This window comes from Arthrobacter senegalensis (assembly GCF_059091765.1).
The window spans coordinates 279,784-305,105 of record NZ_JBNHGZ010000003.1 but is presented as its reverse complement, the minus strand read 5'-3'; the positions used below and the strand labels follow the sequence as shown (position 1 = coordinate 305,105).

Genomic DNA, 25,322 nt, shown 5'->3' with positions numbered 1-25,322 from the left:
CTTGCCAGTCCCCGAAGCCTTATCCGTTGTCGGGAGCCGACAAAACGCGGCCCGAACACCTGCCTGGGTTGCCTAGTGGCCCATTCCCAATCCGCCGTCCACCGGGATGACCGCGCCGGAGATGTAGGCGGCTTCGTCGCTGGCAATCCAGCGGACCACGTTCGCAACTTCTTCCGGTTCGGCGAAGCGGCCGGCCGGGATGGACGCCAGGTAGTTCTTCTGGGTGTCCTCCGGCAGGACGGCCGTCATTTCCGTGTTGACGAAGCCCGGGGCCACCACGTTGGCGGTGATGTTGCGCGATCCGAGCTCGCGGGTCAGCGACCGGGCGATGCCCACCAGGCCGGCCTTGGACGCGGCATAGTTGATCTGGCCGGGCGACCCGTAGAGGCCCACCACCGAGGAGATCAGCACCACGCGGCCCTTCCGCAGCCTGATCATGCCCTTGGAGGCCCGCTTGATCACCCGGAACGCACCGGACAGGTTGGTATCCACCACGCTGGTGAAGTCTTCTTCGCTCATCCGCAGCAGCAGCATGTCGCGCGTGACGCCGGCATTGGCGACCAGGACCTCCACGGGACCGTGGGCAGCCTCGACCTCGGTGAAGGCGGCGTCCACGGACCCGGCATCGGTCACATCGGCCTTCACACCCAGGAGTCCGTCGGGAACCTCGCCGCTGCGGTAGGTGATCGCCACCTTGTCCCCGTTCGCTTCGAAGGCCCGGGCAATCGCCAGCCCGATTCCCCTGTTGCCGCCGGTGACCAGCACGCTGCGGCCGGGCTGCTGTTCGTTGCTCACTCTTACCTCCATCACGCTGCTGTTTTCCTATGGAATCCTAGCCCGGGATATCCGCCGGCCGGTCATCGTCGCGCGGCTTTAGACATTCCGGCCATCGTGGGAGAATTGATACAGCCCTGATGGAGTGTGATGAGCAAGCAGCCTGACGAGAAGCCGGAAGTCCTGAGCATTACGGACGTCCCCGAAAGCCATACCGATGAGATGCACCGGCGCATGGTCCAGTACACGCTCGCCATGGGTATCCGGCTGGCCTGTTTGCTGCTCTTCTTCTTCATCGACAGCTGGTTCCGCTGGTTCTTCGTGGGCGGCGCCGTTTTCCTGCCGTGGATCGCCGTGATCATCGCCAATGGCGGCAGCGACAAATCGAACCTGCAGCACAGCAGCGCCCTGCTGGACCAGGCGCCGCAGCCGGAGTTGGAGGCCCCCTCCGCCCGGGCGGGAGACGCAGGGGCCGACCCGGACGAAGTCCTCACCGGCGAACTGATCGACGACGCCGGGCAGGGACCGGACGACAGCCCCGGCCCGTCCTCCCCTCCCGCTCATCCCGCCTCCGCCGGGGACGGGTCCGGGCCTCACTCGCGCCCGGCCCCAGCAGCCGACGGGCCCCTCGCTGCCGACGCTGCCGCGCAGGAGGATCCCCATGCCGACGACCAGCCATCCGCGTTTCTCGGAAACCTGAGCCCCGTCACCAAGCGGCGCCGGCGGAAGGCGGCCGCGTGAACCTCCTGGACCAGCTCGGCGGCGGGCTGGCGGCCGACTCCCCCGTCTGCTCGCGCAAGGGCTGCCGTCAGGCCGCGCAGTGGCAACTGCTGTGGAACAACCCGAAAATCCATACCCCCGAGCGCCGCAAGATCTGGCTGGCGTGCGGCGGACACCGGGAGTGGCTGCAGGACTATCTCATCCAGCGCAGCCTCTGGCGCGAAACGCTCCCCTTGGAAGGTGCCTGAATGTCCTACCGATTCCTGCTCAGCGGCAAGTGGCTGGGCTGGCTGCTGATCGTTGCCCTGCTGGCCGCGGTGTGCGTGCTGCTGGGCAACTGGCAGATGGACCGCCGGGACCAGGCCCGCGACGTCATCGCAGCGGTGGAGAACAATTACGACGCCGATCCGGTGCCGTTCGGCGAGGTGCCGGACATCTTCGCCAGCGCCGATGACGCGGTGGAATGGACGCCGGTGGTCCTCGCCGGCGAGTACGACGACGCCGGGCAGCGGATCGTGCGCAACCGCCCGCTGAACGGCCGGCCTGGCTACGAGGTACTTGTCCCGCTGCGCCTCGAGGACGGCAGCGCCGTGGTGATCAACCGGGGCTGGCTCCCGATCGGCAACCACCAGGCCGGCCATCCGGACACCATTCCCGCCGCCCCGGAAGGCGACGTCACCGTCGTCGCGCGGGTCAAGCCAGGCGAAGGCCCGGTCAGCCGCGGTGCCCCGGACGGCCAGCTCGCGTCCATTAACCTGGACGCCTATGCGGCCGAGCTGGGGTACCCAGTGCATACGGGCAGCTACGGCCTGATGGCGGCGGAATCCCCCGCCGCGGCCGTACAGCCCGTGCAGATCCCCAAACCGGCCATCGACGAAGGACCGCACCTGTCGTACTCGATGCAGTGGTACGCCTTCGGTGTGCTCCTGTTTGTCGGCTACGGCTATGCCGCCCGCCAGCAGGCGCACCACAGCCGGTACGCCGAGGAAGAGGAGGCGCTGAGCGGATACCACCAGGCCAATCCGGCGCCGCGCGCCGCTGCCCCGAAACGCCGGAGCAAGCGGCCGACGGCCGAAGAAGAGGAAGACGCCCTGCTGGACGCCCAGGGGTTCCGCACCGACGGCACCCTGCTCAGCCGCGACGACTAATTGCGGCTCTTAGTTGCGGCTCTGCCGGAACCGGAATTGCTAAGGCGCGCATCGCCGACCGAGGAACGAGGGAGGTGTCTAAGCGCCGTGCAATTGCGGTTCGAGGCCCCGCCCAGGAATCAGGCCAGCGTGACCAGGTCCAGGTAGTCCTCGTTCCAGAGGTCTTCGACGCCGTCCGGCAGCAGCACGACGCGCTCCGGGTTCAGGGCCGCCACCGCCCCTTCGTCGTGGCTCACCATGACGACGGCGCCGCTGTAGTTGCGCAGTGCGCCCAGGATTTCCGCCCGGCTGGCGGGGTCCAGGTTGTTGGTCGGCTCATCCAGCAGCAGCACATTGGCCGACGACGCCACGATGGTGGCCAGGGCGAGCCGGGTCTTTTCGCCGCCGGAGAGCACGCCCGCGGGCTTGTTCACGTCGTCCCCGGAGAACAGGAAGGAACCGAGGATGTTCCGCACTTCCGCATCCTGCAGGTCGGGGGCGGCCGAGCGCATGTTCTCCAGCACGGTCCGGTCCACGTCCAAGGTTTCGTGTTCCTGGGCGTAGTAGCCGATCTTCAGTCCGTGGCCGGGCAGCACATCGCCGGTGTCGGGGGTGTCCACCCCGGCCAGCATACGCAGCAGCGTGGTCTTGCCGGCGCCGTTCAGGCCCAAAATCACCACGCGGGAGCCGCGGTCGATGGCCAGGTCCACATCCGTGAAGATCTCCAACGAGCCGTAAGACTTGCTCAGGCCTTCGGCGGTGAGCGGAGTCTTGCCGCACGGTGCGGGATCGGGGAAGCGCAACGCCGCCACCTTGTCCTGTGCGCGCACCTCGTCCAGGCCGCTGAGCAGGCGTTCGGCGCGCTTGGCCATGTTCTGGGCCGCCACCGCTTTGGTGGCCTTGGCGCGCATTTTGTTCGCCTGGTCCATGAGGACCTGGGCCTTCTTTTCGGCGTTGGCGCGCTCACGCTTGCGGGCCCGCTCGTCGGTCTCGCGCTGGGACAGGTAGCGCTTCCAGTTCATGTTGTAAATGTCGATGGTGGCGCGGTTGGCGTCCAAGTGGAACACCTTGTTGACGGTCGCTTCCAGCAGCCCGGTGTCGTGGCTGATCACGATCAGCCCGCCCTGGTGGTTCTTCAGGAACTCGCGCAGCCAGCTGATCGAGTCGGCGTCGAGGTGGTTGGTCGGCTCATCGAGGAGCATGGTGTCGGCACCCGAATACAGGATCCGCGCCAGCTCGACGCGGCGGCGCTGGCCGCCTGACAGCGTCCGCAGGGGCTGGTTCAGGATCCGCTCCGGCAGGGCCAGGTTGGAGGAGATGGCGGCCGCCTCGGCCTCGGCGGCGTAACCGCCGCCGGAGATGAACTCGGCCTCCAGCCGGTCGTAGCGGCGCATCGCCTTGGCCTGGACGTCGGCGTCGGTGCTGGCCATGTCCGACTGCGCTTCCCGCAGCTTACGGGTTACCACGTCGAGGCCCCGCACCGAGAGGATCCGGTCGCGGGCCAGCTGTTCCATGTCGGGGGTCCGCGGATCCTGGGGCAGGTAACCGATTTCACCGGTGCGCACCACGGTCCCGGCGGCAGGCATGCCTTCTCCCGCGAGGACGCGGGTCAGTGTGGTCTTGCCGGCGCCGTTGCGGCCCACCAGCCCCACCTTGTCGCCCTTGTCCACACGGAAGGACACCGCCTCCATGAGCAGACGGGCCCCGGCACGCAGCTCAAGATCGTTGACGGTAATCACAGTGGAAGCCTTTCGAAGGGGTGCGGGAGGGATGCCCGGGCGCCGTCCAGACGGGACGGGCGGAAATCAACCTTTCCAGTCTACCGGCAACCCAAAGCCGTCCCCACCCCTCCGCCCCGCTCTGATCGGACGGTTATCCTTGGCGAATGAGTTTCTCCCGCGGCTCCCAGTTGGATACGTCACAGGTTCAGGACCGCCGCGGCGGCCTGGGCGGCAAGATCGCCATCGGCGGCGGCGGCCTCCTCGTCCTCATCGCCAGCCTCCTGGGCGTTTCGCCCGAAGTGCTGGAAGGCTTCGGCCTGGGCGCCGGCCAGGAACAGCAGCAGCCGGGTGGTTCGGCCCTGCAGGAAGAATGCCGCACCGGCGCCGACGCCAACGAGCGCACCGACTGCCGCATCGTGGGGACCGTCAACAGCCTCAACGATTTCTGGGCCGGCTACCTGCCCCGCTACAACATGCGGTACCCGGCCCCGCAGACCGTCCTGTTCGACGGCGGCGTCAGCACCGGCTGCGGCAGGGCCAGCAGCGCGGTGGGCCCGTTCTACTGTCCATCCGACCAGACCGCGTATTTCGACACCGCCTTCTTCACCGAACTGACCACCCGCTTCGGCGCCAGCGGCGGGCCGCTGGCCGAGGAATACGTGGTGGCGCACGAGTTCGGGCACCACATCCAGAACCTCACCGGTGCCATCGACTACGCCCGGCAGGATCCCCAGGGACCCGAATCAGGCGCAGTCCGGGTGGAACTGCAGGCGGACTGCTATGCCGGGGTGTGGGCCGGCAACGCCACCGAGCAGATCGACGAACGGACCGGGGAACCCTTCATGCAGCCGCTGACCCAGCGGGACCTGCAGGACGCCCTCTCCGCCGCGGCCGCCGTCGGCGACGACCGCATCCAGCAAGCCGCCGCGGGGCAGATCAACCCCCACACCTGGACGCACGGCTCCAGCGAGCAACGGCAGCGCTGGTTCCTGCACGGCTACCGGACCGGCGACGCCGGCCGGTGCGATACGTTCTCGGCCCCGGACCTCGACCGACCCGCCTGACGCAGGTGCGAAGGCTGCAGGTCCCGGACGCAGCCCGCGAAGGCTACAGGTCCCGTGGATCCACGGGGTCCGCCTCCCGGATGCCCGCGGCAAACGGCGGTGCACCCCCGGAGACCCCGGCCGGCGGGGTGCCCCCGGAGGTCCCGGCCCGGCTCTCGTCGGGATCCCCGGGGCCGAATCCCGGAAGATATCCGTCGGGCTCGCGGCCCATCGTCGTGTCCAGCAGCAGGAACACCATGCCCGCCCCCAGCCAGACCAGGATCAGGACGATGCCCGTCATCAGCAGCTCCCCCGGCCCCGCCGTCCCGGGGCTGTACGGCAGCCAACCCGTCGCGGCACCCCTGATGCCCGTCCAGAGCAGCCAGAAAGCGGGGAAGGCCAGCCCGACCGTCACGGCGCCGGCGCCGATGCGGGGCCGCGGACCAAAGATGAGCCAGCCGGTCACGACGACGACGGGCAGCACGTAATGCAGGAGCCGGTCCGCCATCACCCCGGCAGGGGTCAGCCCGGCGGTTTCGGGAAAGCCCCGGAACGGGGTGAACTGGGCCAGGAAGACCAGCAGCATGGCCGCCAGGGTAGCGGTCCGGGCTGCCCGCCAGAGCCGTCCCCCGGCCGTGGTCGAATCCATCAGCAGCGTCAGGCTCACCACAAAGACGAGCAGCGCGGCCTGCACCCCCGGGGCGCTGGCGTAGTTCCACCAGGCATGCGCGGCGGCGGCGCCATAGCCGGGCGCCGCCGGCACGGCTGTGATGCCGACGGCGAGGCCCACGACGGCCAGCAGGGCGGTCAGGCCGTGGTAGGCGGCGGCTACGTGGACCTCGTCATAGCGTCCCCGCCGCCGCTTCGATGCCGCACTCGACGCACTCATGACCCGATCCTAGCCCGCGGGACGGCGTCAAGACAGGAGCGGACCGGCCACCCGAAGGTGACCGGTCCGCCGTCGATTCGTCGAATCAGATATTGAAGCCGAGGGCGCGCATCTGGTCGCGGCCGTCGTCGGTGATCCGCTCCGGACCCCACGGCGGCATCCATACCCAGTTGAGGCGCCACTCGTCCACCACGCCGTCCAGCGCCTGGCCGGTCTGCTCCTCGAGGACGTCGGTGAGCGGGCAGGCGGCGGTGGTCAGCGTCATGTCGATGAGCAGGGCACCGTCGTCGGCGTACTTCAGCCCGTACAGCAGGCCGAGGTCCACGATGTTGACGCCCAGCTCAGGGTCGATGACGTCCTTGAGCGCTTCCTCAACGTCCTCCAGGGACGTCTGCGGGGCTTTGGCTTCTGTCATGATCAGGCCTTCGCTGCTGTCAGGTAGCGGTCGTAGCCCTCATCTTCGAGACGGTCGGCCAGTTCGGGGCCGCCCTCTTCGGCGATGTGGCCATCCACGAAGACGTGCACGAAGTCGGGCTTGATGTAGCGCAGGATGCGCGTGTAGTGGGTGATGAGCAGGGTGCCCATCGCGCCGCCGGCATGCACGCGGTTGTGGCCTTCGGAGACCACCTTGAGCGCATCCACGTCCAGGCCGGAGTCGGTTTCGTCCATGATGGCGAACTTGGGCTTGAACAGTTCGAGCTGGAGGATCTCCACGCGCTTCTTCTCGCCGCCGGAGAAGCCCTCGTTCACGTTGCGCTGGGCGAAGTCTGCGTCGATGCGCAGCTGGCTCATCGCTTCCTTGACGTCCTTGGTCCAGGTACGCAGCTTCGGGGCCTCGCCGTCGAGGGCGGTCTTGGCGGTCCGCAGGAAGTTGGTCATGGTCACGCCGGGCACCTCGACCGGGTACTGCATGGCCAGGAAAAGGCCGGCGCGGGCGCGCTCGTCAACGCTCATGGCCAGCACATCTTCGCCGTCCATGGTGATGGAGCCGGAGTCGACGTTGTAGCGCGGGTGTCCGGCGATGGTGGCCGCCAGGGTGGACTTGCCGGAACCGTTCGGGCCCATGATGGCGTGGATCTCGCCGGTGTTGATCGTCAGGGACACGCCCTTGAGGATCTGCTTGCTGCCCTGCTCGGTGTCGATGCTGACGTGCAGGTCCTTGATTTCAAGAGTAGACATCTGTCTGCTTTCTCCTTTGCGCCCGGTGCGGGCGGGCGCCGTTCACGTGATGGAAGTTTTTAGTTGAGGTCCGGGGCAGGCGCCCCGTTGAGGACGTTCGTGACGTCTACGTAGACACTGTCGCCATCGAGCGCCAGCGCGAACACCGGGACGGGTTCGAACGCCGGCAGGCTCAGCGGCTCGCCGGTGCGCAAATCGAACTGGGAACCGTGGCCCCAGCATTCGATCGCGCAGCCTTCGACGTCGCCTTCGGAGAGGGAGACGTCCGCGTGCGAACAGGTGTCCCCGATGGCGTGGAGTTCGCCCTCGGAGTCCCTGACGATGGCTACCGGGTAGTCATCGATCAGGATGCGCACTGCCTGGTTGACCTGTATGTCGGAGGCCTGGCACACCAGTTCGCCGCGCGGCGTCCCGCTCATCAGAGGTTGCCCGCCTCGAGTTCCCGCTCGAGCGCCGCATTGAGGCGCTCTTCGAGGGCGGGCACCCGGATCTGCTGAATGACCTCGTTGAGGAACCCGCGGACCACCAGGCGGCGGGCGACGTCCTGCGGGATGCCGCGCGCCATCAGGTAGAACAGGTGCTCGTCGTCGAAGCGTCCGGTGGTGCTGGCGTGGCCGGCGCCTTCGATCAGGCCGGTCTCGATTTCGAGGTTCGGCACCGAGTCGGCGCGCGCGCCGTCGGTCAGCACCAGGTTCCGGTTTGCCTCGTAGCTGTCGGTGCCCTCGGCTTCCTTGCGGATCAGCACGTCGCCCACCCAGACGGTGTGCGCGTTCTTGCCCTGCAGGGCGCCCTTGTACAGCACCCGCGACTTGCAGTTCGGCACCGCGTGGTCCACGAACAGGCGGTGCTCTAGGTGCTGTCCGGCGTCGGCGAAGTAGAGGCCGTACATTTCCACATCGCCGCCGGTGGCGGTGAACCGGGTGGACGGCGTGACGCGGACGAGGTCGCCGCCCAGGCTGACGGTCACGTGCTTGAACTTCGCGTCGCGGCCCACGCGGGCCTGCTGCGAGGAGGCGTGAACGGCGTCGTCGGCCCATTCCTGCACCGAGACGACGGTGAGGTCGGCGCCGTCCTGCACGTCGATCTCCACGTTCTGCGAGACCGTGGCGCTGCCCTTGTGGTCCAGCACGACGACGGCCTTGGAGAACTTTTCGGCCACGATGACCAGGTGCTGCGCGGACAGCTCGGTGCTGTTGCCTTCCACCACCACGGCGACGCCGGAGTCCAGCTGAGCCTCGGCCGGGATGGTCACCACTGTCGCTTCGCGGAAGGCCTCCCAGGCGGCGGCGGAGACGCGGTCCTCGGGGATGCCGGCGACGCCGATGCGGGCATCGGCGCGGCCGACGGTCTCGACCAGGACGCCGGCCGGCAGCTCGGCGCCTTCGGGGCCGGTGACGGTGACGGCCGGGGCGGTACCGGTCAGCGCGTCGCTCTGCAGGCCGCGCAGGCGCTTGAGCGGCGTGAACCGCCAGTCTTCTTCGCGTCCGGTGAGCGGGCCGAAGTCTTCCGCCTTGTACGAGGTCAGGCGGCCGGCGCGGGAGCTGTCGGGAACACCGACGCCGCCTCCGTGGCTGTGGCTCTTGGCGCTGTCGCCTGCCAGCGGGCCTGCGGCAGCGTTGGCCGGGGAGAGATTTTCGCCTTCCTCCGTGAATCCGTCGATGGCCGGAGCACCGATGCGTGCCTTCTCAGTGATCTCAGTCATTAACCTACGGATCCTTCCATCTGCAGTTCAATCAAGCGGTTCAGCTCGAGGGCGTATTCCATCGGCAGCTCGCGGGCGATCGGTTCGATGAAACCGCGCACGATCATGGCCATTGCTTCGTCTTCGGCCAGGCCGCGCGTCATCAGGTAGAACAGCTGCTCTTCGCTGACCCGGGACACGGTCGCCTCGTGGCCCATGGTGACGTCGTCCTCGCGGACGTCGATGTACGGGTACGTGTCCGAGCGCGAGATGGTATCCACCAGCAGGGCGTCGCAGACCACGCTGTTCTTGGTGTTCTTCGCGCCCTCGCGCACCTGGACCAGGCCGCGGTAGGCCGAGCGGCCGCCGCCGCGCGCCACGGACTTGGCCACGATCGCGCTGGACGTGTTCGGCGCAATGTGGACCATTTTCGAGCCGGTGTCCTGGTGCTGGCCCGCACCGGCGAAGGCGATGGACAGCGTTTCGCCCTTGGCGTGCTCACCGGTGAGGTAGACCGCCGGGTACTTCATGGTGACCTTGGAGCCGATGTTGCCGTCGACCCACTCCATGGTGGCGCCCTCGTGGGCGATGGCCCGCTTGGTCACCAGGTTGTACACGTTGTTCGACCAGTTCTGAATCGTCGTGTACCGGACGCGCGCGCCCTTCTTCACGATGATCTCGACGACGGCGGAGTGCAGCGAGTCCGAGCTGTAGATCGGCGCCGTGCAGCCCTCGATGTAATGCACGTAGGAGTCTTCGTCGGCGATGATCAGCGTGCGCTCGAACTGGCCCATGTTCTCGGTGTTGATCCGGAAGTAGGCCTGCAGCGGGATGTCGACGTGGACGCCCTTGGGGACGTAGACGAAGGAGCCGCCGGACCAGACAGCGGTGTTCAGCGAGGCGAACTTGTTGTCGCCCACCGGGATGACCGAGCCGAAGTACTCCTGGAAGATCTCCGGGTGTTCATTCAGGCCGGTGTCGGTGTCCAGGAAGATGACGCCCTGGGCTTCCAGGTCTTCGCGCAGCTGGTGGTAGACGACCTCGGACTCGTACTGGGCCGCGACGCCGGAAACCAGGCGCTCACGCTCGGCCTCGGGGATGCCCAGCTTTTCGTAGGTGACCCGGATGTCCTCGGGCAGGTCCTCCCACGTCTTGGCCTGCTTCTCCGTGGACCGGACAAAGTACTTGATGTTGTCGAAGTCGATGCCGGACAGGTCGGCGCCCCAGGTGGGCATCGGCTTCCGGTCGAAGTACTTCAGGCCCTTCAAACGCAGGTCCAGCATCCACTGCGGCTCGCCCTTCTTGGCGGAGATGTCGCGGACCACTTCTTCATTCAGACCGCGGCGGGCGTTGGCGCCGGCGGTGTCGGCGTCGGCCCAGCCGTATTCGTAGGTCCCGATGCCATGCAGCTCGGGGTTCTTTTCCAGGATTTCGGAAATGGTGGTGTCGGCTACATCGGTCGTCCCGACCGCGTTCCTCATGCTCTGATCCACTTGGTCCGTCATCACGGCCTCTCTTGCAGATTGATGGATACTCGTCTCGTGCCTGTCGCCGGTTCGACGGGTCGAACCGCAGACCTTGTTCGACCCACCGGGATGTGGGTCGTACACACATGTCCCCCGCTGGCCAGCGTGGACAGTCGCCTGACATCCACCCCGAGCAGCCGGGAGAAAACTTCGGTTTCGCTGTCGCAGAAGTCCGGGAAATCCGCTGCCAGCTGCTGCACCGGGCAGTGCCCCTGGCACAGCTGAACGGCCAGCATGGTGCTGTGCGGCGCCTGGGTTCCCACCACGTTGGTGGACCCGACAAAGCCGTCGGCGCTCAGCGCCTCCGCCAGCGCCTTGGCCCGCTCTTCAATTCCGGGCCCTGCCGCCTCCACCACCGGGCGGTAGCGTTCTTCCATGTCCCGGTATCGGTTCCGCGCGAACTCGGCGACCGCCTCGCGGCCGGCAGCCTCGCCCAGGGCCGCCAAGGCGGTGCGCGCAATATCCAGGTAGTCGTTGCCGAGGCGCGTCTGGCCCTGCCGGCTCAGCACGTACTTGCGGGCCGGGCGACCGGCGCCGGTGGCCGAATTCGCGGTGAGCTTGACCTCGATCAGGCCCTTGCGGGACAGGGCATCCAGATGGCGCCGCACGGCCGCGGGCGTGAAGCCCAGTATCTCGCCGAGCCCGGCGGCGCTGACGGGTCCGTGTTCCAAAACGGCATTCAACACCCGGTCCCGGGTCCGCTCCTCGGACTCCGGTGCCTGGGCACGCAAAGAAGCACTACTGGTCATGGAATACACAACACAATCATGACGTATTCTATTCCGCGCTACCAGTAAGGCAGGCCTTAGCGAAGCGTGCTCTGCGTCGACCGCTCTACGTCCCGTAGAATGTTCGGGTGCCTACCTCCGAACCCTGCCTGGACATCCAGGGACTCGTGAAAGATCTGGGACCGGTGGAGGCCCTGGACAACAAGATGATCCGCGTGATCGATGGGGTCCACCTGCGCGCCTATCCCGGGCAGGTCACGGCCTTGCTCGGGCCCAACGGCGCGGGCAAGACCACCACCTTAGCCTGCGCGCAGGGCCTCATGCGCCCCAACGGCGGCACCGTTCGGCTGCTCGGCCAGGATCCCTACCAGGCGGGAGCGGAGCTGCGCAGCCGGGTGGGCGTCATGCTGCAGGAAGGCGGCCTGCCGCAGGCCATCCGGCCGCTGGCCCTGCTCCAGCATGTTGCCGGGATGTACCGGGACCCCCGCAGCGTGGACGAGCTGGCGGAGCGGCTGGGCATCAACGGCTTCGCCAACACACCCATCCGCAGGCTCTCCGGCGGTCAAAAGCAGCGGGTCGCGCTGGCCGCCGCCCTGGTCGGCGATCCGGAGGTCCTCTTCCTGGACGAACCGAGCGCGGGCCTGGATCCGCAGTCCCGGGCCGTGGTGTTCGACCTGATCCAGGAACTGCGGGCCGAGGGGCTGGGCATCATCCTCACCACGCACCTCATGGACGACGCGCAGCGGCTGGCCGACTATGTCTTCATCATCGATGCCGGCAGGACCGTGGTGCACGGCACGGTGGCCGAACTCACGGCGGCCACGGACGAGAGTGCCGGCGTCGAACGCCTGCTGACGTTCGATGCCGTCCCGGGCCTGTCCTTCACCCTGCCCGAGCCGTTCGCCGCCGTCGAAAACGTTCCCGGCCGCTACATGGTGGCCGGCCACATAACCCCCGGGCTGCTGGCCGCACTGGCGGCGGAGTGGGCGGCCCACAATGTCATGCCGGCGTCCATCCACATGGCACCGCGCTCACTGGAAGATGTCTTCCTCGATATTTCCGGGAAGGACCTGCGATGAGCGCGCCCGCCGCCTTGATCCGCCGGATCGCCCTGCAGGGCCGCTACGAGACGTTGGGCATGCTGCGCAACGGCGAGCAGTTGCTGATCGCCATCATCCTGCCGCTCCTGGCGCTCATCGGCCTGACCGTCACGCCGCTGCTGGACACCTTCACCGACGACAGGATCGCCACGGCCGCCCCGGGCGTCCTGGCCTTGTGCACGGTATCCACGGCCCTGACCGGCCAGGGAATCGCCACCGGCTTCGACCGCCGCTACGGGGTCCTCCGCTTCCTGTCCACCACGCCGTTGGGACAGAGCGGCCTGATCCTGGGAAAGATCCTCGCCGTGCTCGCCATCATGGTCATTCAGGTGGTGGTGGTGGGCGGGACAGCCCTCGTCTTCCTCGGATGGCAGCCCGCGCTCGGCGGCCTCCTGCCGGCGGCCGCGCAACTGGTGCTCGGTGCCGCGGCTTTCACCTCGCTGGGCCTCCTGATCGCCGGTACCGTCCGGCCGGAAGCCACGCTGGCGATCACCAACCTGCTGTGGGTGCTGTTGGCGGCTGCCGGCGGTATCCTCTTTCCGGTGGCCAGTTGGCCCGACGTTTTCGAGCCGGCCGCCCATGTGCTGCCCTCGACCGCCTTGGGCGACGCCCTGCGCAGCGCCCTGATCGACGCGCAGTTCAATCTCACCGCCTCAATCGTGCTGCTGGCCTGGACCGTAGTGGCTAGCCTTGCCGCCATCCGCTGGTTCAAATGGAGCTAAGTCAATGACCACCGCCACCCCGAAGTCCCGCTACCTCAAGGATCGGCTGCCCGTCTCGGTCACCCGGACCGTGCACGGGCTGGCCATCGCCTCGCTGGTATCGCAGATGGGCATCATCATCACCGGCGGCGCCGTGCGGCTGACCCAGTCCGGCCTGGGCTGCTCCGAGTGGCCCAACTGCGTGCCCGGTTCGATGACGCCGACGCCGGAGATGGGCATCCACGGGCTGATCGAATTCGGCAACCGCACGCTGACGTTCATCCTGGTCATCATCGCCGTGGCCATGCTTGTGTCGCTCTGGCGGATGCGCCGTTCGCACCGCACCCTGTTCGGCCTGGCCGTGGCCCTGCTGTGCGTCATCCCGGTGCAGGCCCTGATCGGCGGCATCACCGTGTGGACCGACCTTAACCCGTGGGTGGTGAGCCTGCACTTCCTGGCCTCGGCGGCACTGGTGGCCGTCGCCACGATGCTGGTGAACCGCACCGGCATGTACCTGCGCGGCCGCTCCGCCGTGGCCGTCGCTCCGGTCCCGCGCATCCAGGCAACCCTGGGCTGGACCATCGCCGCTACCTCCGCTGCCTCCATCGTGCTGGGCACGATCGTGACCGGCACCGGCCCGCATGCCGGCGACGCCAGTGCCCCGCGGCACGACTTCAGTGCCGACCTGGTCACGCGGATCCACGTGGTGCCGGTCTACCTGCTGGTCGCGGCCATCGTGCTGGCGCTGGTGCTCGCCTACCGCCGCGCCACCTCCCCGCAACTGCGCACCGCCCTTTGGTGGCTGGCCGCCGTGGTCGTGCTGCAAGGCGGCATCGGTTACCTCCAGCACTTCACCGGCCTGCCCGTCGGCCTCGTGCTGCTGCACATGCTCGGGTCCGCCCTGCTGACCGTCGCGGCCACGAACGTCTGGGACCGTTCGACGGGCAAGTTCCCGCTCTAGTCCGCCCGGGCGGCGGGCAAGTTCCCGCTCCTCCGGCCGGGCGGCGGGGCCGGCGCTACTGTCCTGCAGGCGCCCGGTCAGCCGGGCGGAACGCCTCGATATCCTCGAGGAGCCGCGCGAGTTCGCGCCGGCTGCTCCCGGGCAATGGGTGCAGCGGCAGCCGCGGATCCCCCGCATCGATCCCGGCGGCCCTCGCCAGCGAGTAGAGATTGCTGAGCGGGCGCAGCGACCCGAAATAGGCCATGAGCGGAGCCAACGCGGCCCGTGCCGCGGCGGCGGTTTCCTCATCGCCGGCCACCACGGCGTCGCGCAACACCCGGTAATGCGCCGGCAACACCGCAATCGGCCCGCCGTGCCACGCGTCGGCCGCGAAGCCGGCGCCGGCGATCAGCGCGTCGCCGCTCATGCCGTGGCTGAAGTCGCCGGCCCCGACCGGCAGCAGGCCGCGGAGTTCTTCATATCGGCCGCGGAATACTTCGGTGGAGGGTGCCGATTCTTTCACGGCCACGATGTTGGGTTCCGCGGCCAGCTCGGCCACGAGCTCCAGGCTGAAGCTGAACTGCGTGGTGCGGGGGTTGCTGTACAGGCAAACGGGGAGGCCGGACCGGCGGGCAGCCGCAACACACTGGGCCGCCACTTCTTCGTCCGTCAGGGGATAGTAGGACACCGTGGAGACCAGGAGGCCGTCGGCACCCGCCGCGTTGGCGTCGTCGATGTTCTGCAGGAGTTCACGGGTGCCCACCGCGCTCACGCCGACGCACACCGGCAGCCCGGGCCGGACCGCCTTAACCGCCTCCACCGCCGCCGTGACGACATCCCGTCGTTCCGCCCGGTCCAGATACGCGAAGTTGCCCGAACTGCCCAGCACCGTGATCGCGTCGACGGGCGCCTCGCTCACGGCCGCGATATGGCGGATCAGCTCCGGGAGGTTGACGCCGCCGTCGTGATGGAAGGGGGTCACCGGATAGGCGATCAGGCCGCGGAAGGGATTCATGCCGCAATCTTAGGGCAGCAGGGCCGCCCCCGCAGGGCCCGGCACGGGCAGCAGGGCCCCCCGGCGGCACCGCCGGGAGGCAGCAGGACGGCGTCGGGCGGGTTGCGCCTAGCCGAAGACGGGACCGCCGATGAAGGGATCCAGGGCCAGGGCCAGGAACAGCACCGTGAGGTAGCTGATGGAGCCATGGAACACGCGCATGGCGCTCTTGTTCGTGACGGCGGTGCTTTCGGTTCCACGCTTGGTCAGCGCGTAGAGCCGGTGCGATTCGTAGACGAACCAGGAACCGCTGAGCAGGGCCACGATGGTGTAGACCCAGCCGGCGCCGCCGACCGGAGCCAGCAGCAGCGAGCAGACCAGGGTGGCCCAGGCATAGAGGACAACCTGCACGGAGACCTGCCGTGCGCTGGCGATCGCGCCGAGCATCGGCACGTTGGCCGCGTTGTAGTCGTCGCTGTATTTCATGGACAGCGGCCAGTAGTGCGGAGGCGTCCACAGGAAGATGACCATGAACAGGATCACCGCCGGCCACGCCACCGTGTTGGTCACCGCGGCCCAGGCGATGAGCACGGGGAAACACCCGGCGGCGCCGCCCCAGACGATGTTCTGCGAGGTGCGGCGCTTGAGGATCAGCGTGTAGATCACGACGTAGAAGAAGATCGCGCCGACACCCAGCATGCCGGCCAGCGGATTGGCCCCGAACCAGAGGAGCGCCACGGCCACCACGGCGAGCACCCAGGAGAACACCAGCGCCTCGCGCGGAGTCAGTTCCCCGGTCACGAGCGGGCGGTTCTCGGTCCGGTGCATGAGCTTGTCCATGTCCCGGTCGATGTAGCAGTTAAAGGACCCGGCCGCGCCGGCGGCGAGGGCACCGCCGACCATCGTGGCAGCCATCAGCCAGAGGTCGGGGAAACCGCCCTGGGCGAAGATCATGGTGGGCAGGGTGGTCACCAGCAGAAGTTCCATCACGCGGGGCTTCGTGAGCGACAGGTAGGCCTTGGCCTTGCGCGAGAAGCCGGGCTTGGCCGGAACGGCCAACGCCTGGTCCGGAACGGTCTGGATATTCAAGGAAAAACCACTCAGTTCTGCTGGAGTTCGTCTGACACACGAAAGCGCCCAGCCGTTAAGGACGGGCCAAGGTGCACCTACATCATACTCCTTCTATGTCTCGTAGAAACCGGTTTCCTGCCCGTGGAAACCGGTGTCGCCCGCCCCCGCCGAAACCCGCGCGGGCCGGGGGCGGCCGCCGGTGTCAAACAGTGACCGCTGTGACTGCTGGCACTGCACCACGTCCTGCGCATTGCAGACGCAACGGATAGAGTGGGGAAGGAGCGCCAATCCGCGGTTATGGGCGCAACAAGCTTGAGGCAGCAACAACGGCGAATGGCCCGATCGGTCCGCGGCCACGGCTGTTTTCCGGACCGTCGGCTGCCGCTTAGACGTAGATCAGAAAGGGGCCCACCCGGTGCCACACATGGAAGATCAGGAATTGTCCTGGACATCGCTGGACCAGCGGGCGGTGGACACGGTGCGTGTCCTCGCGGCGGATGCAGTCGAGAAGGTCGGCAACGGCCACCCCGGCACCGCCATGAGCCTGGCCCCGGCCGCGTACCTGATCTTCCAGAAGTTCATGCGCCACGACCCCACCGATCCGCACTGGGTGGGCCGCGACCGGTTCGTCCTCTCCCCCGGCCACACCTCGCTGACGCTGTACATCCAGCTGTTCCTCTCCGGCTATGGCCTGGAACTGGAGGACCTGAAGGCGCTGCGGACCTGGGGATCGCTCACGCCGGGCCACCCGGAGTACAAGCACACCCCGGGTGTCGAAATCACCACCGGCCCGCTGGGCCAGGGGCTCGCCTCCGCCGTCGGCTTCGCCTATGCGCAGCGCCGCACCCGCGGCTTGTACGACGCCGATGCTGCCGCCGGCGAGAGCCCGTTCGACCACACGGTCTGGGTGATCGCGTCCGACGGCGACCTGCAGGAGGGCGTCACGTCGGAGGCCTCCTCCCTGGCCGGCCACCAGGAGCTGGGCAACCTGGTGGTGCTCTACGACGACAACAAGATCTCGATCGAAGACGACACCGACATCGCCTTCAGCGAAGACGTGCTCAAGCGGTACGAGGCGTACGGCTGGCACACCCAGCGGGTCGACTGGACCGAGACCGGCGAATACGTCGAAGACGTCCCGGCCCTGTTCGAGGCTTTGAAGGCCGCGAAGGCCGAGACGTCCCGGCCCTCGATCATCTCGCTGCGCACCATCATCGGCTGGCCCGCCCCCAAGAAGCAGAACACCGGCAAGATCCACGGCTCCGCCCTGGGTGCCGAGGAGGTCGCCGCCGTCAAGGAGGTGCTCGGCTTCGATCCGGAGCAGCATTTCGCGGTCGAGCCGGAGGTCCTGGATCACGCCCGGCAGGTGGCCGCGCGCGGCAAGCAGGCCCGCGCGGACTGGGAGACCGGCTACCAGGCCTGGCGCGAGGCCAACCCGGAGAACGCCGCGCTGCTGGACCGTGTGCAGGCGTCCGAGTTGCCGGAAGGCTGGGAGGCGGCGCTGCCCGAATTCCCGGCCGGCAAGGACGTCTCGACCCGGGCCGCCTCCGGCAAGGTGCTCAACGCCATCGGCCCGGTGCTGCCGGAGCTGTGGGGCGGTTCGGCGGACCTGGCCGAGTCCAACAACACCACGATCGAAGGCTCCCCGTCGTTCGTTCCCGAGTCGCGGCAGACCGACATGTGGTCCGGCGGGCCGTACGGCAGGGTGCTGCACTTCGGCATCCGCGAGCATGCGGCCGCCTCCATCGTGAACGGCATTGTGCTCAGCTCCAACACCCGCGCCTTCTCGGGCACGTTCCTGATCTTCAGCGACTACCAGCGGCCGGCCATCCGGCTGGGCGCCCTGATGGGCGTTCCCTCCATCTACGTGTGGACGCACGATTCCATCGGGCTCGGTGAAGACGGACCGACCCACCAGCCGGTGGAGCAGCTGGCGAGCCTGCGTGCCATTCCGGGCCTCGACGTCGTCCGTCCGGCCGATGCGAACGAGGTGGCCCAGGCCTGGAAGGCGGTGCTGGAGAACCACAGCAACCCGGCCGGCATCGTGCTCACGCGGCAGAACCTGCCCGTCTACGAGCGCGGCGGGAACGGCTTCGCCTCCGCCGAGAACGTGGCGAAGGGCGCCTACGTGCTGGCCGAGGCGCAGTCCGACGGCACGGACACGACGCCGCAGGTGATCCTGCTCGCCACCGGTTCCGAGGTGCAACTGGCCGTCCAGGCCCGCGAAACGCTGCAGGCCGACGGCATCGCCACCCGCGTGGTCTCCGTTCCCTGCCTCGAGTGGTTCAACCGGCAGGACCCCGCCTACCGCGAGTCCGTGCTCCCGGCCGGCATCAAGGCCCGTGTGTCGGTGGAAGCCGGCATCGCGCAGTGCTGGGACGGCCTGGTCGGCGATGCCGGCCGCAGCGTGTCCCTGGAGCACTACGGCGCCTCGGCCGACTACAAGACCCTGTTCCGCGAGTTCGGACTCACGGCCGAGGCTGTTGTCGAGGCCGCCCGCGACTCGCTCTCCCAGACCACCGATTCCTAAGGAGGACGCAATGTCCAACCCGAATACCCAGGCACTCTCCGATGCGGGCGTTTCCATCTGGCTCGACGACCTTTCGCGGGAGCGGATCAACTCCGGGACCCTGAAGGCCCTCATCGACGAACGGAACGTGGTGGGCGTCACCACCAACCCCTCCATCTTCGCCGCCGCCCTGCAGGACGGCCGCAGCTACCAGGCGCAGGTCCAGCAGCTGGCCGCCGACGGCGCAGACGTGGATTCGGCGGTCTTCGCCATCACCACGTCCGACGTGGCCGAGGCCTGCGACCTGTTCTCCCCGCTCGCCGCCGATACCGAGGGGGTCGACGGCCGCGTGTCGATCGAGGTGGATCCGCGGCTGGCCCGTGACGCGCACGGCACCGTCGCCGAGGCACAGCATCTGCACAAGGCCGTGGGCCGCACCAATGCCTTCATCAAGATCCCGGCCACCAGCGAAGGCCTGCAGGCCATCACCGAGACCCTCGCGCTCGGCATCAGCGTCAACGTGACCCTGATCTTCTCGCTGCAGCGCTACCGCGAAGTGATCAACGCCTTCATGCTGGGCCTGGAGCAGGCCAAGGAAAACGGCAAGGACCTGTCGACCATCCACTCGGTGGCGTCGTTCTTCGTCTCCCGCGTCGATTCCGAGATCGACAAGCGCCTGGACGCCGCCGGGACCGCGGAGGCCGCCGCGTTGAAGGGCAAGGCCGGCGTCGCCAACGCCCGGCTGGCCTACCAAATCTACGAGGAGCAGTTCGCGACCGAACGCTGGCAGGTGCTGGCCGCCGCCGGCGGCCGGCCGCAGCGGCCGCTGTGGGCCTCCACCGGCGTGAAGAATCCGGACTACCCGGACACCCTCTACGTCACCGAACTGGTAGCCCCGAACGTGGTCAACACCATGCCGGAGCAGACGCTGGAAGCCGTCGCCGACCACGGGAAGGTCGAGGGTGACCGGGTCACCGGCACCTACGCGGAAGCGAACAAGGTGCTCGACGACATCGCGCAGGCCGGCGTCTCCTACAACGAGGTGGTGGAACTGCTCGAGGAGGAGGGCCTGGAGAAGTTCGTGGCCAGCTGGCAGCAGTTGCGGGAGACCGTCCAGAACGCCCTCGACTCGGTGCACGGAGCCGGGCAGTCATGAGTTCGCTGGCTTTCGAGGCGTCGGGAGCCGCACTGGCCGCCGTCCGCCGCCATGTCGGCACCCTGGTGGAGGACCGCGTCGCCTCCCGCATCGCGACGCAGGACAACACCCTGTGGGGCCCGGAGGCAGAAGCCGAGGCGGCCGTCCGCCTCGGCTGGGTGGATGCGGCGGCGGTGTCCCGGCCGCTGGTTCCGGAGATCCTGGAGCTGCGCAAGGCGCTTGCGGCCGAGGGCGTGACGCGCTTTGTGCTGGCCGGGATGGGCGGCTCCTCGCTGGGGCCGGAAGTGATCGCCAATACCGCCGGCGTGGAGCTCACCGTGCTCGACAGCACGGATCCCCAGCAGGTGGGTGCCGCGCTGGCCGAACGGCTGGCCGACACCGCCATCATCGTGTCCTCCAAGTCCGGTTCCACGCTGGAAACCGATTCGCAGCGCCGTGTCTTCGAGCAGGCTTTTGCCGACGCCGGGTTGGACGCCGCCTCGCGCATCATCGTGGTCACCGATCCCGGCTCCCCGCTGGATGAGGCGGCGCGGGAAGCCGGGTACCGTGCGGTGTTCAACGCCGACCCCAACGTCGGCGGACGGTACTCCGCGCTGACCGCGTTCGGGCTGGTCCCTGCCGGGCTGGCCGGCGTGGACATCGAGAGGCTGCTCGACGACGCCGAAGAGGCCGCCGAGGTGCTCTCCGAGGATTCCGCCGACAACATGGCCCTGGCCCTGGGCGCCGCGCTGGCCGGCACCGAGCCGCTGCGCAACAAGGTAGCCATCGCCGACGACGGTTCCGGGATCGTCGGCTTCGCGGACTGGGCCGAGCAGTTGATCGCCGAGTCCACCGGCAAGCTGGGAACCGGACTGCTGCCGGTGGTGGTCAACGCCGGCGACCCGGAGACCGTCTCCGGAGCCAAGGATGTGCTGGTGGTCCGGCTGGTCTCCCCCGATCAGGAGGTGACGGTCGGAGCCGACGAGGTTGCCGTGGGCGGGAGCCTGGGCAGCCAGCTGCTGCTGTGGGAGTACGCCACGGCTGTGGCCGGCCGCCTGCTGGGCATCAACCCCTTCGACCAGCCGGACGTCGAGGCGGCGAAGGCCGCGGCACGCGGGCTGCTGGACGAACGCCCGGCCGCGGCGCTGCCCGACTTCACCGACGGTGCCGTCCAGGTGCGCGGCAGCGGCCTGGCCATGGGTGCGTCGCTGGACGACGCGCTGAACGGCCTGCTGGGCCAACTGGGGCCGGACGGCTACGTGAGCGTGCAGGCCTACCTTGACCGCTTCGGCCAGGCCGAGTTGGAACGGATCCGGCCCCTGCTGGCCGAGGCGACCGGACGGCCCGTCACCTTCGGCTGGGGCCCGCGGTTCCTGCACTCCACCGGGCAGTTCCACAAGGGCGGGCCGGGCATCGGTGTCTACCTGCAGCTGACCGGCGAGGCCGCGACGGACATCCCCATCCCGGGACGCGAGTTCAGCTTCGGCGAACTGATCGATGCCCAGGCCGCCGGAGACGCCAACGTGCTGCGGGAGGGCGGCCGCCCCGTCCTGCGCCTGCATTTGGCCGACCGGGCCGCCGGTGTGCGCCAGGTGATGGACGCGGTGTCCCGACTGGCTGGAAAGCAGTAATGGCCCCTTCCGAACGACGGCGGCGTCCGGCCAACCCTCTCCGGGACCCGCGCGACCGTCGGCTCGACCGCATTGCCGGCCCCTGTTCCCTGGTGCTGTTCGGGGTCACCGGAGACCTTGCCCGCAAGAAGCTCATGCCGGCGGTGTACGACCTGGCCAACCGCGGGCTGCTGCCGCCGAGCTTCGCGCTGGTCGGTTTTGCCCGCAGGCCGTGGGACGACGACGAGTTCGCGGCCCAGGTAAAGGAATCGGTGCAGCGGCATGCCCGCACCCCGTTCCGCGAGGACATCTGGACGCACCTGGCGGCGGGCATCCGGTTCGTCCAGGGCGCGTTCGACGACGAGGATGCCTTTGAGCAGCTCCGCGGCACCCTGGAAGAGCTGGACGAGCAGCGCGGGACGCAGGGCAACCACGCGTTCTACCTCTCGATTCCGCCCAAGGCCTTCGAGCAGGTGTGCAAGATGCTCTCCTCGCACGGCCTGGCGCAGGCACCGGAGGAAGTTGACGGCATGCCCTGGCGGCGGGTTGTCATTGAGAAGCCCTTCGGGCATGACCTTCAGTCCGCACGCGAACTGAACAACATCGTCGAATCGGTCTTCCCGCCGGACGCGGTGTTCAGGATCGACCACTATCTGGGCAAGGAGACGGTCCAGAACATCCTGGCGCTGCGCTTCGCCAACCAGCTGTTCGAGCCGCTCTGGAACGCGAACTACGTGGACCACGTGCAGATCACCATGGCGGAAGACATCGGGATCGGCGGCCGCGCAGGCTATTACGACGGCGTCGGGGCGGCGCGCGACGTCATCCAGAACCACCTGCTGCAGTTGCTCGCCCTGACCGCCATGGAGGAACCCATTTCCTTCAACGCCGAGGACCTGCGGACGGAAAAGGAAAAGGTGCTGGCCGCCGTCAAGCTCCCCGAGGACCTGTCGGCCCATTCGGCCCGCGGCCAGTACACCGGCGGGTGGCAGGGCGGTGAGAGAGTGGCCGGGTACCTGGAAGAAGAAGGCTTCAACCCGGACTCGGTCACCGAGACCTATGCCGCGCTGCGGCTGGACATCCACACCCGGCGCTGGGCCGGCGTGCCGTTCTACCTGCGTGCCGGCAAGCGCCTGGGCCGCCGGGTCACGGAGATTGCGGTGGTGTTCAAACGCGCGCCGAACCTGCTGTTCCCGAACCACCACGAGGACGACTTCGGCCAGAACGCGGTGGTGATCCGTGTCCAGCCGGACGAGGGCGTCACCATGCGCTTCGGGTCCAAGGTGCCCGGCACGCAAATGGAGGTCCGGGACGTCACCATGGACTTCGGCTACGGGCACGCGTTCACCGAGTCCAGTCCGGAGGCCTACGAACGGCTGATCCTGGACGTACTGCTCGGCGAGCCGCCGCTGTTCCCCCGCCACCAGGAAGTCGAGCTGTCCTGGAAGATCCTGGACCCGTTCGAGGAGTACTGGGCCAACAGCCGCACCCGGCCGGAGCCCTACTCCCCCGGCAGCTGGGGACCGGCGTCGGCCGATGAGCTGCTGGCCCGCGACGGACGTACTTGGAGAAGGCCGTGATTAAAGAGCTCAAGGACACCACGACGTCGAAGGTCTCCAAGGAAATCGTGGCCATGCGGGAGCAAGGCGGCGTTGTGGCCCTGGGGCGCGTGTTGACCCTGGTGGTCGTGACCTCGCTCGGTTACGAAGAAGAGGCCATCTTCGCCGCCAACGCCGCGAGCCGGGAACATCCCTGCCGTATCATCGCCCTGGTGGATGCCGGGTCGGAGGCGGAGACCAAGCTGGATGCCCAAATCCGGGTAGGCGGCGACGCCGGAGCGGCCGAGGTGGTGGTGCTGTACGGCTACGGCCAGCTGGCAGCCGAGAGCGAGTCCCTCGTGGCCGCGCTGCTGCTGCCCGACGCCCCGATCGTCGCCTGGTGGCCGCACGGCATGCCGAAGGATGCTTCTCGCACGTCCATCGGCCGGATTGCGCACCGCCGCATCACCGATTCAGACAAGGAGCCGGACCCGCAGCAGGCGCTGTTCAGCCTGCGCGAGACCCATACCGCCGGCGACACGGACCTGGCCTGGACGCGGCTGACCAGTTGGCGCGTGCAGCTGGCCGCCGTCTTTGACCAGCTGGAACCTGCCCCGGTCACCTCGGTTGCCGTGGAGGGCGCGTCGGACTCCCCCAGCACGGTCCTCTTGGCGGCGTGGCTGACGCTGGCACTGAACGCGCCGGTGACCATCGTGGAGGACACGGCGGGGACCGGCATCAGGGGCGTGCGCATTTCACGGACGACCGGCGACATCCAGATCCTGCGTCCCGGCCCGTCCGTGGCCGAACTGATCATGCCCGGCCTGCCGGTGCAGCGTATTACGCTGCCGCGCCGCCCGCTGGAGGAATGCCTGGCTGAGGAACTGCGCCGGCTGGACCCGGACGAAGTGTTCGGCGAGGTGCTGATACACGGATTGCCCCGAACCAATTTGAGGAGCGTGCGCCGCAGTGACCGCTGAACCACACGTCATAGTCCACCCCGACACCGCCGCCGTCGCCGGCTCGGTGGCCCGGAGGCTGGTGGAGCGCCTGGCGGCGGCCCAAGCCGCCCACGGCGACGCCACGGTGGTGCTCACCGGCGGCAGCCTGGGCATCAACACCTTGAAGGCTGTAGCCGCCGTCGATACCCCCGCAGGCTTCGATTGGTCCAAGGTGAACATCTGGTGGGGCGACGAGCGGTTCGTCCCCAAGGACAGCCGCGACCGCAACGAACGGCAGGCACGCGAAGCGCTGCTGGACGCGCTCCCCCTGGATCCGGCCCGGGTGCACCCCTTCGGGGCCACCGGAGAACACGCCGACCCCGACGCGGCCGCCGTGGCCTATTCCGCGGCGCTGCGCCAGGCCGCGGCCGAGGAGGGCACCAGCGGCCCGGTGCCGAGGTTCGACGTGCTGCTGCTGGGCGTCGGGCCGGATGCGCACATCGCATCGTTGTTCCCCGAGATGGGCGGCATCCGCGAGGAAGAGCGGTCCGTCATCGGCGAGACCGATGCGCCGAAACCACCTCCGGAGCGCGTGTCCCTGACGCTCCCTGCGATCAACTCCGCGGACGAGGTCTGGCTGGTGGTGGGCGGCCAGGACAAGGCCGGCGCCGTGGGACTCGCCCTGGCCGGCGCCAATCCGGTGCAGGTTCCCGCCGCCGGTGCCCGCGGGCGCAAGCGCACCGTGTGGCTGCTGGACCGGGACGCCGCGTCCAAGCTGCCCGACGCACTGCTGTCTGCGGCCGAGAGAGGCGACGGCTGACAGCGGTTGCTCCGGGCGCCGGCCGGGCCGGCGGGTTCGACCGCTAGCGCGCCTCCCGGCGCCGGCGCCGCAACTTCTCGAGCGCCTGTTCCACCACGGCCTCCGCCTCGTCCGGGCTCCGCCGTTCCTTCGCGTACTCCAGATGGCTCTTATAGGGCTCGTCGCTGCTGCGGGCGTCGGTGACGTACGCGCCCGGTTCCCTGGCCGCCGTCTGGCCGCAGTGCGGGCAGTCCCAGGACGGCGGGATGTCGGCTTCGCTCAGATTGGCAAAGACCGGCGTGGTCTCGTGTCCCTTCGGACACCAATACGTGACGGGAACCTTGGTCACCGGAACTACCGTCCGCCCGGTCACGGCCTGCCAGCCTGCGAGCCCGGCACCCGATTCGGAGCCCACCCGGACCGCGCGGAAAGAATTCGACGGATCAACCATGTTTGCTCCCCCGCTGAGAAGAATCGATGCCCCCTGCATCGGGCACCAGTCTACGGGGCGAACAGCGAAGGGTTAAGGGGTTGGGCCAAGTCGTCGGCCCGCCGGTCCCGGACAGCGGAGCCGGGAGCGGCGCCGGGCCCCGGAA

General features: G+C 68.5%; 25 protein-coding genes. 13 read left to right on the top strand and 12 right to left on the bottom strand.

Going from position 1 to position 25,322, the window contains the following annotated elements:
• Positions 1-72: 72 nt before the first annotated feature.
• Positions 73-807: a beta-ketoacyl-ACP reductase gene (locus tag AC5RVG_RS11550; protein ID WP_494001253.1), complete on the bottom strand. Its 735-nt coding sequence runs from the start codon at positions 805-807 to the stop codon at positions 73-75.
• A gap of 117 nt (positions 808-924) precedes the next feature.
• Between AC5RVG_RS11550 and AC5RVG_RS11545 the strand changes: the two genes are divergently transcribed.
• From AC5RVG_RS11545 to AC5RVG_RS11535, 3 genes are read left to right on the top strand one after another with little or no spacing between them, the layout of a single operon-like run.
• The gene (locus AC5RVG_RS11545; RefSeq protein WP_494013938.1) at positions 925-1,515 is read left to right on the top strand and encodes a DUF3099 domain-containing protein; all 591 of its coding nucleotides are present in this window, start codon (positions 925-927) and stop codon (positions 1,513-1,515) included.
• Positions 1,512-1,742, top strand: coding sequence for a hypothetical protein (locus tag AC5RVG_RS11540; RefSeq protein ID WP_493999662.1), 231 nt, complete (start codon positions 1,512-1,514; stop codon positions 1,740-1,742). Before AC5RVG_RS11545 ends, AC5RVG_RS11540 begins: the two co-directional genes overlap by 4 nt.
• Complete coding sequence (locus AC5RVG_RS11535; RefSeq protein ID WP_494013937.1) at positions 1,743-2,642, top strand: SURF1 family cytochrome oxidase biogenesis protein; 900 nt, start codon at positions 1,743-1,745, stop codon at positions 2,640-2,642.
• Positions 2,643-2,761: 119 nt separating this feature from the next.
• On the opposite strand, the gene abc-f is transcribed toward AC5RVG_RS11535, so the two are convergent.
• A complete protein-coding gene (abc-f, locus tag AC5RVG_RS11530; protein ID WP_494013936.1) occupies positions 2,762-4,360 on the bottom strand; it encodes a ribosomal protection-like ABC-F family protein in 1,599 nt (532 codons plus the stop codon).
• Positions 4,361-4,506: 146 nt separating this feature from the next.
• Here abc-f and ypfJ point away from each other — a divergent pair, with 146 nt between their 5' ends.
• Positions 4,507-5,406: a KPN_02809 family neutral zinc metallopeptidase gene (gene ypfJ / locus AC5RVG_RS11525; protein WP_494013935.1), complete on the top strand. Its 900-nt coding sequence runs from the start codon at positions 4,507-4,509 to the stop codon at positions 5,404-5,406.
• Between the two features lie 43 nt (positions 5,407-5,449).
• On the opposite strand, the gene AC5RVG_RS11520 is transcribed toward ypfJ, so the two are convergent.
• From AC5RVG_RS11520 to AC5RVG_RS11490, 7 genes are all read right to left on the bottom strand, one after another.
• The gene (locus AC5RVG_RS11520) at positions 5,450-6,274 is read right to left on the bottom strand and encodes a Pr6Pr family membrane protein (RefSeq protein ID WP_494013934.1); all 825 of its coding nucleotides are present in this window, start codon (positions 6,272-6,274) and stop codon (positions 5,450-5,452) included.
• Positions 6,275-6,359: 85 nt separating this feature from the next.
• Complete coding sequence (locus AC5RVG_RS11515; protein ID WP_493978517.1) at positions 6,360-6,689, bottom strand: metal-sulfur cluster assembly factor; 330 nt, start codon at positions 6,687-6,689, stop codon at positions 6,360-6,362.
• A gap of 2 nt (positions 6,690-6,691) precedes the next feature.
• On the bottom strand, positions 6,692-7,453 hold the full coding sequence (sufC, locus tag AC5RVG_RS11510) for a Fe-S cluster assembly ATPase SufC (RefSeq protein ID WP_494013933.1): 762 nt from the start codon (positions 7,451-7,453) through the stop codon (positions 6,692-6,694).
• A gap of 59 nt (positions 7,454-7,512) precedes the next feature.
• Positions 7,513-7,872 (bottom strand): non-heme iron oxygenase ferredoxin subunit, encoded by a 360-nt coding sequence (locus AC5RVG_RS11505; RefSeq protein ID WP_493999655.1) that lies wholly within the window; start codon positions 7,870-7,872, stop codon positions 7,513-7,515.
• Entirely contained in the window at positions 7,872-9,155 is a 1,284-nt protein-coding gene (gene sufD, locus AC5RVG_RS11500) for a Fe-S cluster assembly protein SufD (protein ID WP_494013932.1), read from the bottom strand. Before sufD ends, AC5RVG_RS11505 begins: the two co-directional genes overlap by 1 nt.
• Complete coding sequence (sufB, locus tag AC5RVG_RS11495; protein ID WP_494014130.1) at positions 9,155-10,639, bottom strand: Fe-S cluster assembly protein SufB; 1,485 nt, start codon at positions 10,637-10,639, stop codon at positions 9,155-9,157. Before sufB ends, sufD begins: the two co-directional genes overlap by 1 nt.
• The gene (locus AC5RVG_RS11490; RefSeq protein WP_493999652.1) at positions 10,639-11,409 is read right to left on the bottom strand and encodes a helix-turn-helix transcriptional regulator; all 771 of its coding nucleotides are present in this window, start codon (positions 11,407-11,409) and stop codon (positions 10,639-10,641) included. Before AC5RVG_RS11490 ends, sufB begins: the two co-directional genes overlap by 1 nt.
• Before the next feature lie 107 nt (positions 11,410-11,516).
• Between AC5RVG_RS11490 and AC5RVG_RS11485 the strand changes: the two genes are divergently transcribed.
• From AC5RVG_RS11485 to AC5RVG_RS11475, 3 genes are read left to right on the top strand one after another with little or no spacing between them, the layout of a single operon-like run.
• On the top strand, positions 11,517-12,467 hold the full coding sequence (locus AC5RVG_RS11485) for an ABC transporter ATP-binding protein (protein WP_494013931.1): 951 nt from the start codon (positions 11,517-11,519) through the stop codon (positions 12,465-12,467).
• Positions 12,464-13,210, top strand: a complete 747-nt coding sequence (locus tag AC5RVG_RS11480; RefSeq protein ID WP_494013930.1) for an ABC transporter permease — start codon at positions 12,464-12,466, stop codon at positions 13,208-13,210. The genes AC5RVG_RS11485 and AC5RVG_RS11480 overlap by 4 nt, the downstream gene beginning before the upstream one ends.
• Before the next feature lie 4 nt (positions 13,211-13,214).
• Positions 13,215-14,150 (top strand): COX15/CtaA family protein, encoded by a 936-nt coding sequence (locus AC5RVG_RS11475; protein WP_494013929.1) that lies wholly within the window; start codon positions 13,215-13,217, stop codon positions 14,148-14,150.
• Positions 14,151-14,205: 55 nt separating this feature from the next.
• Here the strand turns inward: AC5RVG_RS11475 and AC5RVG_RS11470 are convergent, their stop codons facing one another.
• Together AC5RVG_RS11470 and AC5RVG_RS11465 are read right to left on the bottom strand one after the other, a co-directional pair.
• Positions 14,206-15,144 (bottom strand): dihydrodipicolinate synthase family protein, encoded by a 939-nt coding sequence (locus AC5RVG_RS11470; protein WP_494013928.1) that lies wholly within the window; start codon positions 15,142-15,144, stop codon positions 14,206-14,208.
• Positions 15,145-15,252: 108 nt separating this feature from the next.
• Positions 15,253-16,212 carry a heme o synthase gene (locus AC5RVG_RS11465; RefSeq protein ID WP_493978526.1) on the bottom strand — a complete coding sequence of 320 codons (960 nt, stop codon included), beginning with the start codon at positions 16,210-16,212 and terminating at the stop codon, positions 15,253-15,255.
• Between the two features lie 406 nt (positions 16,213-16,618).
• Here AC5RVG_RS11465 and tkt point away from each other — a divergent pair, with 406 nt between their 5' ends.
• The 6 genes from tkt to pgl are packed head-to-tail and all read left to right on the top strand — an operon-like array spanning position 16,619 to position 24,747.
• Positions 16,619-18,724: a transketolase gene (tkt, locus tag AC5RVG_RS11460; RefSeq protein ID WP_494013927.1), complete on the top strand. Its 2,106-nt coding sequence runs from the start codon at positions 16,619-16,621 to the stop codon at positions 18,722-18,724.
• Positions 18,725-18,734: 10 nt separating this feature from the next.
• Entirely contained in the window at positions 18,735-19,859 is a 1,125-nt protein-coding gene (gene tal / locus AC5RVG_RS11455) for a transaldolase (protein ID WP_494013926.1), read from the top strand.
• The gene (locus tag AC5RVG_RS11450) at positions 19,856-21,469 is read left to right on the top strand and encodes a phosphoglucose isomerase-related protein (protein WP_494013925.1); all 1,614 of its coding nucleotides are present in this window, start codon (positions 19,856-19,858) and stop codon (positions 21,467-21,469) included. The genes tal and AC5RVG_RS11450 overlap by 4 nt, the downstream gene beginning before the upstream one ends.
• A complete protein-coding gene (gene zwf / locus AC5RVG_RS11445) occupies positions 21,469-23,028 on the top strand; it encodes a glucose-6-phosphate dehydrogenase (protein ID WP_494013924.1) in 1,560 nt (519 codons plus the stop codon). Before AC5RVG_RS11450 ends, zwf begins: the two co-directional genes overlap by 1 nt.
• A 53-nt stretch (positions 23,029-23,081) precedes the next feature.
• A complete protein-coding gene (locus AC5RVG_RS11440) occupies positions 23,082-23,966 on the top strand; it encodes a glucose-6-phosphate dehydrogenase assembly protein OpcA (RefSeq protein ID WP_494014129.1) in 885 nt (294 codons plus the stop codon).
• The gene (gene pgl, locus AC5RVG_RS11435; protein WP_494013923.1) at positions 23,956-24,747 is read left to right on the top strand and encodes a 6-phosphogluconolactonase; all 792 of its coding nucleotides are present in this window, start codon (positions 23,956-23,958) and stop codon (positions 24,745-24,747) included. The genes AC5RVG_RS11440 and pgl overlap by 11 nt, the downstream gene beginning before the upstream one ends.
• A gap of 43 nt (positions 24,748-24,790) precedes the next feature.
• On the opposite strand, the gene AC5RVG_RS11430 is transcribed toward pgl, so the two are convergent.
• Complete coding sequence (locus AC5RVG_RS11430) at positions 24,791-25,177, bottom strand: RNA polymerase-binding protein RbpA (protein ID WP_493999641.1); 387 nt, start codon at positions 25,175-25,177, stop codon at positions 24,791-24,793.
• Between the last annotated feature and the right edge of the window lie 145 nt (positions 25,178-25,322).